Below are 16,576 nucleotides of genomic sequence, written 5' to 3' on the forward strand. Positions count from 1 at the left end.
GTTAACTATTGCTGTTTATCCCGAGTATCATCCTTGTCTTCCTTGTCTTCCTTGTCTTCCTTGTCTTCCTTGTCATCATCAATACTAAAGCTGTAATACAGATCCAGTGCATTACTTAAACCACTTACCGCCTCTAGATAAAGTTGCGGCATCAGCTCATAACGCAAGGCAATTTCCGACGCCGAGTTAAAAACCCCCAAGCCATAGCGTAATTGCACGCCAGGCGCAATATAACCGGTTAATGCCAGCTTGGTATTGTCACCTTGTCCGGAGGTGTCCAGTGTCAGATCTTCAACACCCAGTTTGTTGCCAACATTACCGACCAGACCTTCGCTGCGTCCGACCCCGAAACCCAACAACATGGTGGTCAGTAGAGCGTCTTGCCCTTCATCATTACCGCTTTCCAATCCCCGTCCGCGCAATAGATACGACAAGCTTTGTGGCTGTTCCATCACCGGATCAGAAAATACCGTTACTTCAGGTCGATCTATACTGCCATTAACCCGGATCCCGGCGACCACATCATCTGCGGTCAAGGCCGGGTCGCGCACGGCTTCAAGAGCAATATGCGGTGCGTCGATAGGGCCGTGAAACAGAATTTCTCCTTCGCGGATAAGCAAGTTCTGCCCGTAAGCGCGATAACGCCCGTTATGCAAACTCACTTCGCCATTGCCCAACAGGTTATCCTTAATCTGTTGCAAGCGTAATTCACCGCGTAAATCAGTAGTCAAGCCAAATGCGTCCAGCTTCACTTCATTACGTTTTTGTGGATCGATCTGGATTTGCAGATCCAGATTCAAACGTTGTTGCAACGGACTGATCTTGTCCTCTTCACTGACAATCACTACATCCTTGGACGGTGACACTGCGCTTTCGGGAAGCTCGCGCAATTTGACTCTGGCATAGGGCACCGTAACCTGACCGCTGACATCAATTCTGGCAGGCTCGAATTTTACATTGATATCGGGTGAAAGCGTCCCTCGCAACATACTCTGATAAGTCAGTTCCAGTTCCTGCCCTGCAATATTCAATTCACCAGTGAATTCCGGTAACCAGTGGATCTGGCCGGTCACCGTTCCTTTACCGGAACCTAACTGATAACTGCCGTCTATCTCACCGTATTGGCCCTGCAGTTCGATATTTTGTTGTAGCTGGGTAACGACTACTGGAATACTACTACCTGAGAGCTCGCCATCCTTGATACTCACTTGACCATAGAACAACGGCTGTTCAAGCGTGCCTTCAATCCGGGTGTCGGCATTTACAATACCCGCCAATCTGTCCAGTTCAGGTAATAGACTGATAAAAGGATGTAAATCAAACTGGTTTAATTTAACCGTGCCGGATATGTTGCGATCACCTGGTTGCGGATCAACCTGCACATCCACCTCCAACTGACCAATCTGACTGCCATTAACCTGAGCCCGCAAATTAGCTTGTTGCTGATCAATATTGGCTGAAATTTCAAACTGCTCAAGCGCCAGATTAATATTACCGGTTTGAGCTGTGCGCCACTTGGCTGGCGACAAGCTGGCGTGTAATTCGGCTAGCGGTAAACCCTGTCCATCCCAGTCTCCGCTAAACTGCATACTAAGCAGACTATCCGATTGCACATCCGCCATGCTGGGTACCAACCGGCTCAATAAGGGCGTTATTTGCAGGTTTTGCACTGCCATATCCCAATGTGCCTGATCCTGCAAAAACTCCGCTTGTTTGACGCATAACGAACTTTGTTCCTGTTGCCAGCAATGCGGAGAAACCTGATAACGTTGTTTTTGCCAATCAAGCTGAACATCAAAGGGTTGCTGTAACGTCAGATGGACATAATTTGACTTCACCTTGCCCCGCAACCATTGTCCAGACCATTGATGTTCGGTTAATTGGCCATCAAATTTGGCCAAAAAGGAAGCGTTCTCGCCCTGACTATCAATATTTAACTGGTGACTATCTGCATTACCCTTGAGGTCAATATCAATGTAGTCCAGCTGATGATTAATACTGCTCACTTGTTGCATGTGCAACGACAGATCCACCGGCTTGACATCGTTCCATTCCAGCTTGCCATTACCCTGTGTTTGTCCCACCGCCCATTCGTCGTATTGCCATTGCTGGCCAGACAGCTCAAATTCAACCTTGGGCTGCTCCAGACTTCCCTGCGCCTGGGCGCGTAATTGCAAGGTTCCGGCCAGACCGGGCAGCAGTTGAGTTAAATCAGCCGCCTGCACATCCAGTTGCATATCCAATTGCTGCTGCGGATCCAGGCTGCCATTTAGTCCAAGCCGATTGTCGCCATTACGAACAAGCAAGTTTTCCAGTTTCACCCCCTGGCGACTATCTGCATCGACCTTACCGCTGATATTCAATGGATATGACAGCCATTGACCGGCAATATCCAGTTCGGTTAATTGTGCCTGCCAATGATCGGCTGCGTAACTCGCCTGCGTTTGCAATGAACCACTGATATTGCTGTGTAACTCTGGCCAGAACTGCTCGGCGTGGATATGGTTTATTTTCAGTCCGCCTGTCCAGCTAATTGGCTCCTGTATATCCAGCTGTCCTTGCGCCTGAACATCACCTTCTAACAATTTGACCAGCAGATTTTCAATTCGGATCGACTGCTGATTTCCCTGTGCCGCCAAAACCACATCCAAGGGGGGAATATCTTGACCTTTTGCCAGCGCGGATGCCTGCAATTTGGCATGATTCAGATCACCCTCTAGCAACAACTTGCCTGTAGATGACTCATACTCAGGCTGCTCCAATGGCCAGCGCAAGTTTTGCCAGTTGGCCTGTAAATAGATTGGCAACGCCGCCGAAGTTAAATCCGCTTTTAGCTCGGCGTTGGCCATCATCGGGCCACTGATCTCCAGATTGGCGCGCAGATCGCTGATATCCCCGCTGGAGGTAAATTTGAGTTTTTGTTGCTGATAAGGTTTTTTGCTGCTGGCAATATTCAGCGATAACGAATGCGGATAATCGTCGGATAAGGTGGCTTCTGCCTGTGCTTTAAGGGTGAAGTCCTGATGCTGCACTAGCAATTGCGATAAATTGATCTTGTGCTGCTTACCATTGGCCGCCAGCTGCACAGATTTCAGTTCGAGCGGCTCGGCTCCAGCCAGCTCTATAGTCAAGGGAGCAAGCTGAACTGCCTGCAAGTTAAACGACAAGGGTAAGGTAATTTCAGGCAAGTTAATTGGCTGATAGGTGAAATCCAGTGGCTGTGACGCAGCACCGGCAGGGTTGCTAGCTTGTCGGTTATTCTGCGCCGCAGAGAGTTGTCGCCAGCTCAAGTCCGCAATATTCAGTTTTTTAACCCGCAACGCCCGATCCATTTCAAGCTGGCTTTCCAGCGACTGCCAGCTTAATTGCCACTGTTCCGGCATAGCAAGATGCAACTGACCCAGTTGTAATTGACGGACTTTAATCCCCACCGGCAAACTGACCGCTTCAAGGGGTGGTGAATCATCCGCGCTCTCGGTCGAATTTTTCAACTCAGCGTTGATAGCACCACTGCCCAGTCGGTTAAAACATAGATTAAATCCAAACAGACAGCCGACATCCATATCGATAATGACGTTGTCGACCTTCAGTTGAATGCTGTCATCCTGCCAGCTCACGGATGTCAGCTTTACCTGTGACGCCAGCCCACCACTTTGATATTCCACCTGCAACGCATCCAGCTGATTATCCGCGATACCAATCGCTAAACGGGTTCCCCAGGGAGACAGCAGAAAAATAAGCAGTCCGGTCAGTAGTAGTAACAAGCCCAAGCCAGTCCGCAATAACAGCTTGCGGCTCATAGCGACGGCCCCATTAATAGATGCAGTCGCCAGGTTTGTTCAGTATCACTTTGTCCACGTGCAACATAAATTCGGATTGGGCCGACCGGTGATAACCAGATCCCGCCGACTCCCACGCCGGTAGCAAATTTTTCGTTAAAATCATCAAAGGCATTACCTACATCGAAAAATACCGCTGCCCTCCATTCATCTGCAACCGGGTAGGAATACTCGGCACTGGCTACCGCCAGATAACGTGCCCCAATCAGCTCACCATTTTCATCCAGCGGCGCCAGATTGCGGTAGCCGAAACCACGCACACTTTGGTCACCTCCGGCAAAATAACGCAAACTGGAAGGGATATCGGAAAATTCGTCCGTAGCGATTGCTCCGCCCTCAGCACGAAACAAAAAGCGATGCTCACCAACACTTCTTAACCAGCGTGACAAGGCGGATACACGTAACATATTAACGTCGGAGCCAGCGTCTTTGCCTGCCACTTCAACGGTAATCATCTGTTTGTCTCCCCAGTCCATATCCAGACCACCGCGACTGCGCAGCCTGCTATACGTGACGCCGGGAATAAATAAATTGGAGCTTTGCAATGGCTCGCTGCCCTGACGATATTCTTCATGTTCATAACGCAGGAAATCAATACGTTGCCACTCAAATTCGCCCACCTCCCGATGCCGTTGCACGGCTAATGTCATTTTACGGCTGTCGGTATCATTATCTTTAAGCGCCTGAAAGCCGGCCTGAAAATTAACAAAGTTTTTTACCGGATCCTCGACCGGAATTTTATAATCAACGGTTAAATGCTGTTCGATGCTGGAAGTGAATATTTCCGCTCCCATTGAATGGCCATACTGGTTAACCCAGGGGCGTTCCCATTTGGCTTTAAAACGCAACCCCACATCATCCGAGGAAATACCGCCTCCCAAATCAAAGTTGTCTCTGGGTTTATGCACCAGTGTGATCTCGATAGGCACCTCGCTATCTACAGCGTCAGACACCAGGGGACGAACTAGTACGTGCCGGAAATACTGGGTTTGTTTAAGCGCCAGACTTAAATCAGCCAGCTTGCTGGCCTGGTAATGGTCGCCCTGTTTAAACGGCATCACTTGATTAACCAGTGCTAATGTACGCTCTTCTGCAGGTAGGCGAATTTGGCCAAAACGGTAGCGCTGTCCGGTGTCAACAATCAATACAATCTTTGCGCTGTTGCTGTCTTGATCAACTTTTATCTGGTGCTGGCTAAATTGAAAATCAAAATAGCCACGGGCCAAAGCAAGACTCTGGATCCGGGATTTGCTTAACTCGTAATAGGCGTGGTTAAGGCGCATGCCCTTGATCAAAGGCAGTTCAGCTAACAATTTTTTTAGTGCTTCATCTTCGGATCCGTCACCTTGTAATTGCAAGGTCAGTTCGTTCACATAAGTAACGGGGCCAGGCTGAATAGTGAGTTGCCAAAGTTGGCCGGCGGGGTCTTTACGTGTCGCGATGATATTGGCCTGGTAATAGCCATACACCTGCAACGCTAGTCTGGTTTTCTTTTCAATCTGGGTCTGGAAATCTTCGAACTGGAATTCGTTCGATGGCGCATCCAGAGTCTGCAGATGCATCATCACATTCTGCTGTACTTGCTTATCCTCAAGTCCTTGCACTTCAAATTTGGCGGGATCAGCCAAACAATTTATCGCCCAGCAGCCAACTAAAAGCAGAAATACATTGATGGTGAGGCGCAGCAGCAATCCACAGGTTCCCAAATCGATAAGACAGGCTTTTATATTAACAACTTTTAAAAGCCTGCGTAGGATTTTCCTGTATTAAAGGAGATATCAACCTTCAGGTTTGACAACCCAATAAATTCAACTCAAATATTTCGCCACAACACGCCCTAACCATTCAAGCTGCTTGATTTGAAGCCTGTCGATTGGGCATATAGCGTTGACGACGCTTTTCTTTGAGCTTGTCCAAATCCACTAGCACCAGACCATCGACACAATCGTTAAAATCCGGATCCACGCCAAAACTCAAAAACTGCACACCGCCCGGCTCACATAGCTCGGTGTATTGCTTGTACAGAGTCGGCACCGCTACGCCCATATTCGCCAGTAAATGCTTAAGCGTGGTGAAATCTTTTTTGTAATCTTGGCCAGTGAAGGATGACTCCAATCCTTGTGGCAGGGAATAGGGAGACTTGGATTCAGCGATTTGACCATTCGAACCAAAATACACTGTATAAAACTGAATCAGTAAATCTTTGGCAGCCACCGGGTAACTGTTACTTAAACTGACTGCTCCAAATAAATAGCGATAGTCGGGATGACGCTGCAAAAAAGCGCCAATGCCAATCCATAAATAATCCAGACTGCGTTTGCCCCAATAACGTGGTTGCACAAAACTGCGCCCCAATTCCAAGCCTTGCTCAAAATAAGGGTCCATCGACTGACCGTAATTGAACAGACTGGCGGAATACAATCCGGCTTTGCCTTGTTCGGCCACCAGTTTCTTGGCGTTACCAAATCGATAAGCACCAACAATTTCCAACTCGTCCCTGTCCCACAGTATCAGGTGAAAGTAGTCGTTATCAAAACGATCAATATCACGACGCAGATTACTGCCTTCGCCAACCGCTCTAAAAGCCACTTCACGTAAGCGACCAATCTCGCGCAAAATGGGTGAACTGCCCTGGTACTGATATAAATAAATTTCTTTATTATCGGGAGTCACATCCAGCAGCTCACAATCTCGCTGAATGGCCTTACGAAGCTCTTTACGATTTTCCGCAGGGGCAATGGCTTTCTGGGTCTGAAAAATAGACTTTTTATCTGTACCAATCCGGTATAGATGCTTTTTGAACAGCTTGGTTTGTTGAGCCAGCGTAATACCGTTGTTGCCATAGGACTCGTAAGGGATAAGTTCACCAATTCGAATAGGTAAGTGCTTACTGCGCTGCTTGAACATTTCTTTAACCAGCAACGCCGTCGCCAACGGTTTATAAATCATTGATAAGCCGTAGAATAACGGTGAATTTTTGCCATCCATAAAAATTGGCAGAATCGGCGATTTGGCCGCTTTGGCGATACGTAAAAAACCACTGCGCCACTCGGTATCACGCACCCCTCCCGGGCTGAGACGGGAGACTTCACCGGCAGGGAAAATAATCAACGCACCTTCGTTTTCCAGATGGGCCTGAATATTGTGGATACAATCTTTCGCAGTACCGCCTTGCATATTGTTAACCGGCAGCAACATCGAATGTAACGGCTGAATAGCCATTAACATCTGGTTGGCCACTACCTTGATGTCCTGTCGAATATCAGACAGCAATTTAAGCAGCGCCAGGCCGTCGAGCGAGCCGATAGGGTGATTGGCGATTATCACAATCCGTCCCTGGGCCGGGATGCGTTCTTTCTCTACTTCTCGGGCAGAATAGCTGAAATTAAAGTACTCCAGCACCTGTTCGATAAATTCTACCCCTTGCAGGTGCGGATAGATTTCGCCAAATTCAATACATTCTTTTTCGTGCAAGAGATGACGGAGAAGTAAACTAACCGGTTTGGACAACCAGGATTTCTGTTCCAGTTGCGGATAATTTTTGTGTATTACATCAGCCACGGTAAACATAAAGCCACTACCTGTTTGAATGGACCCAATAAACAGTGTAGTGAACCTTTATGAACGAAATATTCCAGATTGATGGCGATTTTATGACAGACTAAGCGTCATATTATGCCGCTTTTTGTTTATTCGCCGACGCCTGCTGACGAACCGGAATACTGTGTAATTTTTCACTGGCGGTAACTTTTGCCCAGTACACCAGATTCAGTTGTCCCTGCGCATTTTCGGTCAGCGCCGAGCAATTCTCAATCCAGTCGCCGTCGTTGCAGTAAGTGATTCCGTCTTGCTCATCAATCTCGGGGTGATGAATATGGCCGCAGACGACCCCGTCCATGCCCATCTCACTGGCACGGTCAATACAGGCCTGCTTATAACGGGAAATTGCCTCGTTGGCGCCTTTAACCCGACTTTTGATATAGCCAGCCAACGACCAGTATGGAAACCCCATCATTGTCCGAATCCGGTTGTACCAGCGATTCAGAAACAGCAACAAGTCGTACATCTTGTCACCAATCCACGCATGGAAAGCGCCAAAACAGACTTCCTGATCAAACTGGTCTCCATGCAATAACAGTAATTTTTTACCCGCGGCAGTGGTATGAATGTATTCACGATGAATTTCGATATCACCAAACATCATACCATCGTATTTCTGCGCGGGTTCATCATGATTACCCGGCAGGTAAATCACCCGGGTGCCTTTATTCGGTAGTGAAATAAGCGTGTGGAATAATAGATTATGCGATTTTGGCCATAAAAACTGGCGGCTCATCGCCCACATATCGACGATATCCCCCACCAAATAAAGCGTATCAATTTTATTGTGAGTCAGAAAATCCAGTAAGTACTCAGCCTTGCAGTCCTTACAGCCCAAATGAATGTCTGATAACCAGACCGTGCGATAATGCGTTGACTTTGTCATGCCAATACCCCTGCTGCGGTTTGGTCTATGATTCACGCCGGGCTTTACAGTTATATTAAAGTTATTTGAACAAGCTGTGACGAATGAGGAGTTTTAATGTGCCAATTGATAAGTAACAACTTACCAACTGGCTACATTAACTAAATTGGGAATGAAATCAGTGGCGAATCCCGACGCCTCGGTTAAGCAATTGATAAGCCACGGTAAACAATAAAATATTAAACCCTACCAATACCGTCATCGAGGTAGTGAAACTCACATCTCCGACCCCCAGAAAACCGTAACGGAAACCGCTGACCATATACACAATCGGATTACCCTTGCTCACGGTTTGCCAGAATTCCGGCAACAATGTCAGGCTATAAAAAACACCGCCAAGGTAGGTTAACGGGGTCAACACAAAAGTTGGCACCATGCTGATATCATCAAAGGTTTTGGCAAATACGGCGTTAACCAGGCCTGCGGCGGCAAACATGGTGGCCGTCAGCAATAACGTGGCGATCACTGCAAACAGGTTATAAATTTGCAGATCGACAAAAAACAGCGATACGGCAGTAACAATAATGCCGATCAACAGCGCCCGAGCAACTCCGCCACCGACAAAACCGGCAATAATTGCCCAGGTCGGCACCGGCGCCACCAGCATTTCTTCAATATTATTCTGGAATTTGGCACTAAAGAAAGACGAACTGACATTAGAGTAGGCATTGGTAATGACTGACATCATAATCAGCCCGGGCACAATAAACTCCATATAACTGAAGCCTCCCATCTGGCCAATACGATTGCCGATTAAGCTGCCGAAAATCACAAAATACAAACTCATGGTAATCGCAGGCGGGACCAGGGTTTGCACCCAAATCCGCATAAAACGGGTAATTTCCTTGATCCAGATAGTGCGTAAGGCGGTAAATGTTTGATTAGCCATTAGCGTTCTCTCCGTTACGTCCGGTTTCGAGCAGACGCACGAATAATTCTTCCAGCCGGTTGGATTTATTTCTCATACTTAACACCTGAATTCCCAGTTCGGTCAGTTGACTAAATACCGGATTTAGCCCGGCTTCCTTGGCCACATCCACTTCCAGGGTGTGATCGTCCAGTAAACGATATTCAAATCCTTGTAGCACCGGCTTTTGCCCACCACTGACATCCAAATCCAGCACAAAAGTTTCAATGTTCAGTTTGGAAAGCAGCGTCTTCATACTGGTATTCTCGACAATAATGCCCTTGTCGATAATGGCGATATTGCGGCACAGCATTTCCGCCTCTTCCAGATAATGAGTGGTCAGAATAATGGTAATCCCCTGCTCATTGATCTGTTTTAGAAAAGTCCACATGGAGCGGCGGATTTCGATATCCACACCGGCAGTGGGTTCATCCAGGATCAGGATTTTAGGTTCATGCATCAACGCCCGGGCAATCATCAAGCGGCGCTTCATACCACCGGACAATGAGCGAGCCGGTGAATAACGTTTGTCCCATAATTCCAGTTGCTTCAGGTATTTTTCCGCCCGTTGTTTGGCAACATTGCGCGGCACACCGTAATAGCCTGCCTGATTCACCACGATCTGTTGCAAGGTTTCAAACTGGTTGAAATTAAATTCCTGTGGCACCAGGCCAATACATTTCTTGGCATTAATCAGATCGGTATCAATAGAGTGACCATTAACCAGTATCGAACCTGAACTTTTGTTGACCAGCGAGGCTATCACGCCAATGGTGGTCGATTTACCCGCGCCATTGGGGCCTAACAGGGCAAAAAAATCGCCATCTGCCACATTAAGGTCAATTCCCTTAAGTGCTTCTACGCCACTTTTGTAGGTCTTTTTCAGACCTTCGATTTGCAATGCATTCATATCGGTACCATTTTGCTTTTACTGGCTCGATATGGTGACGAAAGCCTGTAAATTCAAGTTATTAAATGGGTGGGATCAACAGTCAGGTTACGGGTAGCCATATAAGTATGTTGAATAATACTGGCATCGGTACTGGCGCGGTGGCGCGGCAATGTGGAATTATCCTGCAAACTGCTGCGGGTATGATGCCAAATTTGCATCTGCGCTTCACTGAGGATCATTTCCAGCGAACTGATGCGATATTGCATGGCGATTTGGGTATCGTGATGCAATTTAATCAGCCATGGACTGTCCACCACCCAGCCGTCAGAATAAACGGTTTTACCGGCCAACAAACTATTGAGTTCCATAGCCACCTGGTGGGCGCTGGTACCTTTGTTAACCAGTAAGTCTCGTTCAATACCATGCAAGGCTTGCGCTTTTTCATCCCAATGCTGCCAGCCTGGTTGTGGTTTTATCAAGCGACAATAGCGATCGCCATCCTGCATAATGACGCCCACTTCAATAGGATAACTGTCTGCACCAAAACCACTGGCTTCTATATCAATAATAATAGGTGGGGGTAGGTTAAAAATAGGCTTTCTCAATATTGTTAAAGGGGCGGAGCCCGCAGAATATGTCGGCGATTATATCGACCAATTATACCAGTAATTGTTCCCCAAGCAGATAGACCCGTTTAAATTCCGGTAACCCATGAGAGCCACCATTGACCAGTTTTCTGGCCTGAGCCAAATCCGCGAGAGCCAATGCCTGACGAACCTTGTCTTCAGCCCGTTTAAGAAACATAGCCAGTATATCGGCAGCAATTTGCGGATCGTTGGCCAATTCCGGATCTTGTTCCAGCCGTTCTTGTAGACCTATTCTGCGGCCAATATCCCGATAATTAGCCCGTCCGGTTAGCTGAATATAGCCCCTTCCCTTATAACGTCCGCCATCCGGATAGCCCTGATTTCCCAAATCATGCCGGTCATCATACTTGTCAAAAGGGTGGCCGGTTGCCGTGGTATTGTAGATAGATTGATATTCATCCAGTGGACAAAACCGGCCAGTTTCCACATACACTGTGGCAATCGCCATCAATAACATGGGATTGTCACCCATTTGCAGCTTAAACATCGCTTGCCTGATAATGGGCCAGTGCAGGCGAATATTGCTGGCTGACGAGTCATGACAAATGCGCTGCACCAATGCGATATCCAGTTCTTTGCCGACAACCTCTGCTACGCGATCCTGATCAGATAAATCCAGCCCCAACATACCTTGGGTATAGCGCCCCACCACACCATCCACTTGCAGTTGATTAGCCGCCTGATATTGTTCGACGGCCAGTTGAGTCGATTCGGTGAAATCACCATTGACGTCATCATGGTAAAAGCCCAATGCAACCAACCGCCGCTGCAATCGCTCAACCAATATACCATTGCTACCAAAACGAAGTGTTTGCATTGCCACAAACCTGCCAGTTATCCAGTGAATTAAGGTTAGCAGCAATTTGTCAGTAGAGACGGACTATCGGCTCGGCCACAATTGATTGTTTTTTAATCTGATGTCCCCAGATCATTGTTGTCGCTTACCGATTTATGATTAACAACTTACAGGAGAGTACGATGAAAAATGTCAGACATGGTTTATCTATTGGTATAGAACGCACCGGCAATGAGTTTTTTCTATTTTTAAAAGCCTCCGGAAAACTGACCCACGATGATTACCAGATCATCACCCCCATGCTGGAATCCGCGCTGGAGTCAGTAAAACAGCCCAGCGTAAATGTGCTTATTGATGGCACCGAGCTGCAGGGATGGGAAATGAGAGCCGCCTGGGACGATTTAAAGCTAGGTTTAAAGCATGGCAACGAGTTCAATAAAGTCGCGATTTTCGGCGACAAGGATTGGCAAGAACGCATTGCGAAAATCGGTTCCTGGTTTATCTCAGGCGAAGTCAAATACTTTCATGATGCGGCAGCAGCACTGAGTTGGCTGAATGACAGCGCTGGAACGGTTTAACCGGCTTTCCATCAAGCGATTGCTAGAAAACCCGACGCCGCCAGGCGCAAAAGAGCGTTATCGAGAGGCACAGCTTATCCCGAACTCAGGTTAATTAACAAATTTGCAAAGTTTGTATAGCTTTAGTAATTTGCTGTGCAACTATGTCTGTTCAACTTACATCTTCACCACAGTTGAGAAAGGCAAATTTCTCAACTGTGATACATAAAAATAAAGGATAAGGCCATGTCAATTGACAGCATCTACAAAGTAGTTTTATACCCGTTTATCAATGAATCTATTGGTAGTCTTAAAGCGATGACCAATTTAATTGGCACGGCAGGCGATCCCTTTATGGATAACGTCGAGGATTTTCGCTTTAAGGGTTATGCCGTCTGTTCGGATGTCACCGGCAATCTAAACGGGGTCATTATGATGCACCATTATCCCGAAACAGCGATCGCCGTTGGCAACGCTGTTTGCCAGAATATGTTTGATGAAAAGTATGAATATACTGAAATTAACGAAGAACTCAGCAATGCCCTGGCCGAATGGGGTAACACCATTGTGGGTCGTTCCACCGATTTACATAGCCGCTATAACCTTGAGTATGGTTTTTCCAGTCCTTATTTTGTCAACGATATGAGCGACATGGAAAAATATCTGGTCGGCGTCAAGGAAATTGTCACCGTACCTATTACCATTGAAGGCATCGGACGTTATTACTTTAATTTACTGGTGCGTGAGGTTAATGATCAGGTAAATGAAATAAAACGTGAAGAAAGTACCGGCATTAAAAATACGCATACCAAACCATTGCCGTTAGATTCCACAGTTTTAGTTGTAGATGACAGTGCCATGATCCGTAAAGCCCTGAAGCGATTCCTGACCAATTTGGGGTATAGCAAAGTGCTCGAAGCCAATGATGGTCGAGACGCTGTAGAACTAGTTAAATCAGACGCTCCGGATTTTATGTTTATGGATGTTGTGATGGAGGACATGAACGGCGACGAGGCTTTAAGTGAAATTCGCAAATCGGGTTCTCAGGTTCCGGTAGTGATGTTGTCATCAGTAACAGATCAAAAGTTGGTTAATAAATGCCAGACACTGGGCATTTCCGGGTTTATCTTTAAACCTATTCACGCCAACACCGGGGCAGATGTTATAGCCCAGTATCTAAAAATAGCCTGATTTTTATTGCTCGGGAAAATAAAGGCGCTATAAGCCGTTAATCTTATAGCGCCTGGTTTGTGGGTTAAGTGATCTGAACTCGGGATAAGCAGTACGGCTAAACGACCAGAATTTGTTCCCGATAATTTTCACTCAGTTATTATTCCAATGCCGCTGCATTTCAAAAAACAGAAAAGAAGCCGTCCAGGTAATCAGCACCAACCCTGTGAGCGACTCAATACCGGTTAAATATCTCAGGTCACCGGTTGGTTCAATATCACCAAAACCTACTGTACTGAATACGGTAAAGGAGAAATAGGCACAATCCATCAAGCTGCCATCAAAGTTCCCCGTCAGTTTGCCCCAATTGTCTGAATGGTCCATCCAATAATACGCCAAAGCAAATACCCAAATTTCAATTACATGGGCAATCAACGCGCCAAAAACACCGAACACAATACGCGAACGGTGTTTAATGGTCATTTTGGGAAAGCAAAGCGTAATTCGGTATAGGCATTCGTAGTGGATCATTACCGCAATGGCAACAACCAGGCAGTTAAACAAAAAGACATATATCATCAGGTTTTACCTTAAACAGTCCCTAGGGCGTGTTGATCTTTGGTGTATGAATTTTGTTCAAGTCCAACACCTTCTGGTCGCGACGCCGGGTTGCAGGCCTAGTGGGTCTAAGTCAAAATCCGGCAACAAAGAGAGCAGAAGGTGTTGGGTTGAACCCTCCGGGCAGTGTTTGTAGCGCATTTCTACAGCGTTATCGCTCATTCATGTAGAATAACTACACCACACTCGCTCTGCCTTGTATAAATACGCTACAAACTGCTGCAAAAACACACACCAAAGATCAACACGCCCTAGAGCCAAACTTCGGGTTATGTCAGTTATTCGGCCTTAAAATCACTTTTCCATCACTTTTATGCTCGGCGTAATGTGTCAGCGCCGGAATAAAGTCATCAAAACCGTATTCACCTCGAATATCGGTGTGGAAGATCCCTTCGGCAAATAGTTTTTGTACCTTACGATTCAGTTTGAATGCTCGCCAAAACGACGCCTTACGGAAGTAACGTGCCAACCAGAATCCTTCAATGCGAGTATCGCGAAAAATCATATCACCAACACTAAAATGTCCACCCAGCGGATCTTGGCTTTCTTGCAAACGTCCGTAAACAATCGCGGTGCTGCCATTGGGTAGTTGCTTTAGGACTCCGGCAGTATCCTGATCCGCCACAGCATCAACCAATACTGAGGCATGACATTGCTCCGCCGCTGCCTGTAACTGCTCAGAAAAATTGTCATCCGTCGTCAATAATACGTAGTCGGCTCCCAGTTTTTGTAGCACTTCAACATTATTCGCACTGCGCACTGTGGCAATGGTTTTAATGCCTTGCATTTGAGCATAACGAATCAAACCTTTACCCACTTGACTGGCGGCGGCGTTAATTACAATCGCTTTGGCACCCAGTTGTTGAGCCCTTTCAACTAAACACACCACAGTACAGGGGTTAACAATTAAGGTAGAGCCCTGAATATCGTCAATCTCTTTGCGTAGCGGTAAACAATAGTTAGCTAGCGTGGTGGCATATTGAGCCCAAACCCCGTCTTTGCCGGGTTGAGCGGAGATAGCCACTCGTTTACCGGTCAGCCATTTACCATACAATCCGGCATTCGCTTCGACAACAATACCGCAGCCCTCAAATCCGGCATAAGCTGCAGCTTGAGGGGGTAACCCGTATTGACCGCGCAAATAAACCAAATCCGATGGATTAACCGGCGTCGCCAACATTTTAACCCGCACTTGTCCGGACTCTAATTCGTCTAGCGGTTTTTCCAGCAAATACAAACGCTGCTCAAAAGGCGCGTCCGCCTCTTCAAGCAACCTTAACGCCAATCCTTTGTTCAACTCGGTCATTCAGTCATATACCCGTTAGGTAATGCCTCAAAGGGTGATACGCCAGTATCAATTGCAGCCTGTGCTACTGCTTTGGCCACCCTTTTACATAGGCGGGGATCCATGGGTTTGGGAATAATATACTCTTTACCAAACTCCAGCTTGGTGACATCACTGGCTTTTAATACCGCCTCCGACACCGGTTCTTTGGTGATCTGTCGAATGGCTTCTACTGCGGCAATTTTCATTTCGTCGTTGATAGTGTTGGCCCGCACATCCAGGGCACCACGGAAAATAAACGGGAAACACAATACATTATTGACCTGATTGGGATAGTCGGAACGACCGGTAGCAATAATCAAATCTTTACGTACCTTATGTGCCAGCTCAGGTTTAATTTCCGGATCGGGATTGGAACAGGCAAAGACCACCGGATTGGCAGCCATCAACTTTAGTGCGTCAGGGGGTAAAACATCGGGACCGGATACCCCGACAAACACATCCGCACCTTCCATTACCTCTTCTAAGGTACGTTTATCGGTGTTATTGGCAAACAACATTTTATGCGGGGTTAAGTCGTCTCGACGGGTATGAATCACACCTTTTCTGTCCAGCATATAAATCCGCTCACGCTGGGCGCCGCACTTAATCAACAATTCCATACAGGCCACGGCGGCGGCACCGGCACCCATGCAGACGATAGTTGCGTTGTGCAGTTGTTTATTCTGAATTTCCAGCGCATTGAGCATGCCAGCGGCGGTCACAATAGCAGTGCCATGTTGATCGTCATGAAACACCGGAATATTGCAGCGTTTAACTAATTCCTGCTCGATTTCAAAACACTCAGGGGCTTTAATATCTTCAAGATTAATGCCGCCAAAGGTATCGGCGATATTGGCGACGGTATTGATAAATTCTTCGGTGGTGCGATGGCTAACCTGAATATCAATCGCATCCAGACCAGCAAAGCGCTTGAATAACAGCGCTTTGCCTTCCATCACAGGTTTGGAAGCCAACGGGCCCAAATTTCCCAGTCCCAGAATCGCAGTACCGTTAGAAATCACCGCCACCATATTGCCTTTGCCGGTATATAAATAGGCAGCATCCGGATCGGCGGCAATTTCGCGCACCGGCTCGGCTACGCCTGGGCTGTAGGCTAACGCCAAATCTTTTACGCTTTCTGCCGGTTTGGTTAATTCGACACTTATTTTGCCGGGTACCGGCAAGGCATGATAATCCAATGCCTGTTGACGAAAATCAGTCATGTAGACCTCTGTTTTGTGTAGGGTGTAGTAGCCGGTCAATTCGCATTGCCGGTAATTTATTGTTATTGATACTTT

At 47.0% G+C, this 16,576-nt stretch carries 13 protein-coding genes; 2 read left to right on the top strand and 11 right to left on the bottom strand.

Features of this window, described 5'->3' with window-relative positions; all coding sequences use genetic code 11:
- Positions 1-5: 5 nt before the first annotated feature.
- From V1467_RS18295 to V1467_RS18330, 8 genes are all read right to left on the bottom strand, one after another.
- Positions 6-3,800, bottom strand: a complete 3,795-nt coding sequence (locus V1467_RS18295; RefSeq protein ID WP_416306416.1) for a translocation/assembly module TamB domain-containing protein — start codon at positions 3,798-3,800, stop codon at positions 6-8.
- Positions 3,797-5,467: an autotransporter assembly complex protein TamA gene (locus V1467_RS18300; protein WP_416306417.1), complete on the bottom strand. Its 1,671-nt coding sequence runs from the start codon at positions 5,465-5,467 to the stop codon at positions 3,797-3,799. Before V1467_RS18300 ends, V1467_RS18295 begins: the two co-directional genes overlap by 4 nt.
- Positions 5,468-5,684: 217 nt before the next feature.
- Positions 5,685-7,409 carry a GNAT family N-acyltransferase gene (locus tag V1467_RS18305; RefSeq protein ID WP_416306418.1) on the bottom strand — a complete coding sequence of 575 codons (1,725 nt, stop codon included), beginning with the start codon at positions 7,407-7,409 and terminating at the stop codon, positions 5,685-5,687.
- Positions 7,410-7,512: 103 nt separating this feature from the next.
- Positions 7,513-8,325: a UDP-2,3-diacylglucosamine diphosphatase gene (locus V1467_RS18310; RefSeq protein ID WP_416306419.1), complete on the bottom strand. Its 813-nt coding sequence runs from the start codon at positions 8,323-8,325 to the stop codon at positions 7,513-7,515.
- 157 nt (positions 8,326-8,482) lie between these two features.
- Positions 8,483-9,253, bottom strand: a complete 771-nt coding sequence (locus V1467_RS18315; protein WP_416306420.1) for an ABC transporter permease — start codon at positions 9,251-9,253, stop codon at positions 8,483-8,485.
- On the bottom strand, positions 9,246-10,181 hold the full coding sequence (locus V1467_RS18320) for an ABC transporter ATP-binding protein (RefSeq protein WP_416306421.1): 936 nt from the start codon (positions 10,179-10,181) through the stop codon (positions 9,246-9,248). Before V1467_RS18320 ends, V1467_RS18315 begins: the two co-directional genes overlap by 8 nt.
- Before the next feature lie 53 nt (positions 10,182-10,234).
- Positions 10,235-10,768 (bottom strand): hypothetical protein, encoded by a 534-nt coding sequence (locus tag V1467_RS18325; protein ID WP_416306422.1) that lies wholly within the window; start codon positions 10,766-10,768, stop codon positions 10,235-10,237.
- Positions 10,769-10,820: 52 nt separating this feature from the next.
- Positions 10,821-11,627: a peptidoglycan-binding protein gene (locus V1467_RS18330; protein WP_416306423.1), complete on the bottom strand. Its 807-nt coding sequence runs from the start codon at positions 11,625-11,627 to the stop codon at positions 10,821-10,823.
- A gap of 161 nt (positions 11,628-11,788) precedes the next feature.
- Between V1467_RS18330 and V1467_RS18335 the strand changes: the two genes are divergently transcribed.
- Complete coding sequence (locus V1467_RS18335) at positions 11,789-12,184, top strand: STAS/SEC14 domain-containing protein (protein ID WP_416306424.1); 396 nt, start codon at positions 11,789-11,791, stop codon at positions 12,182-12,184.
- Positions 12,185-12,409: 225 nt separating this feature from the next.
- On the top strand, positions 12,410-13,354 hold the full coding sequence (locus tag V1467_RS18340; RefSeq protein WP_416306425.1) for a response regulator: 945 nt from the start codon (positions 12,410-12,412) through the stop codon (positions 13,352-13,354).
- A gap of 132 nt (positions 13,355-13,486) precedes the next feature.
- On the opposite strand, the gene V1467_RS18345 is transcribed toward V1467_RS18340, so the two are convergent.
- The 3 genes from V1467_RS18345 to V1467_RS18355 form a co-directional block, all read right to left on the bottom strand.
- The gene (locus V1467_RS18345; RefSeq protein WP_416306426.1) at positions 13,487-13,912 is read right to left on the bottom strand and encodes a potassium channel family protein; all 426 of its coding nucleotides are present in this window, start codon (positions 13,910-13,912) and stop codon (positions 13,487-13,489) included.
- A 313-nt stretch (positions 13,913-14,225) separates the two neighbouring features.
- The gene (locus V1467_RS18350; protein WP_416306427.1) at positions 14,226-15,257 is read right to left on the bottom strand and encodes a zinc-binding dehydrogenase; all 1,032 of its coding nucleotides are present in this window, start codon (positions 15,255-15,257) and stop codon (positions 14,226-14,228) included.
- Complete coding sequence (locus V1467_RS18355) at positions 15,254-16,501, bottom strand: malic enzyme-like NAD(P)-binding protein (RefSeq protein WP_416306428.1); 1,248 nt, start codon at positions 16,499-16,501, stop codon at positions 15,254-15,256. Before V1467_RS18355 ends, V1467_RS18350 begins: the two co-directional genes overlap by 4 nt.
- Between the last annotated feature and the right edge of the window lie 75 nt (positions 16,502-16,576).

Source organism: Neptunicella plasticusilytica (assembly GCF_047922965.1).
Lineage (GTDB): Bacteria > Pseudomonadota > Gammaproteobacteria > Enterobacterales > Alteromonadaceae > Neptunicella > Neptunicella plasticusilytica.

Coding starts and splice junctions, on each gene's coding strand:
- V1467_RS18295 (WP_416306416.1), bottom strand. CDS start 3,800: ATGAGCCGCAAGCTGTTATTGCGGACTGGCTTGGGCTTGTTACTACTA.
- V1467_RS18305 (WP_416306418.1), bottom strand. CDS start 7,409: ATGTTTACCGTGGCTGATGTAATACACAAAAATTATCCGCAACTGGAA.
- V1467_RS18310 (WP_416306419.1), bottom strand. CDS start 8,325: ATGACAAAGTCAACGCATTATCGCACGGTCTGGTTATCAGACATTCAT.
- V1467_RS18315 (WP_416306420.1), bottom strand. CDS start 9,253: ATGGCTAATCAAACATTTACCGCCTTACGCACTATCTGGATCAAGGAA.
- V1467_RS18320 (WP_416306421.1), bottom strand. CDS start 10,181: ATGAATGCATTGCAAATCGAAGGTCTGAAAAAGACCTACAAAAGTGGC.
- V1467_RS18330 (WP_416306423.1), bottom strand. CDS start 11,627: ATGCAAACACTTCGTTTTGGTAGCAATGGTATATTGGTTGAGCGATTG.
- V1467_RS18335 (WP_416306424.1), top strand. CDS start 11,789: ATGAAAAATGTCAGACATGGTTTATCTATTGGTATAGAACGCACCGGC.
- V1467_RS18340 (WP_416306425.1), top strand. CDS start 12,410: ATGTCAATTGACAGCATCTACAAAGTAGTTTTATACCCGTTTATCAAT.
- V1467_RS18345 (WP_416306426.1), bottom strand. CDS start 13,912: ATGATATATGTCTTTTTGTTTAACTGCCTGGTTGTTGCCATTGCGGTA.
- V1467_RS18350 (WP_416306427.1), bottom strand. CDS start 15,257: ATGACCGAGTTGAACAAAGGATTGGCGTTAAGGTTGCTTGAAGAGGCG.
- V1467_RS18355 (WP_416306428.1), bottom strand. CDS start 16,501: ATGACTGATTTTCGTCAACAGGCATTGGATTATCATGCCTTGCCGGTA.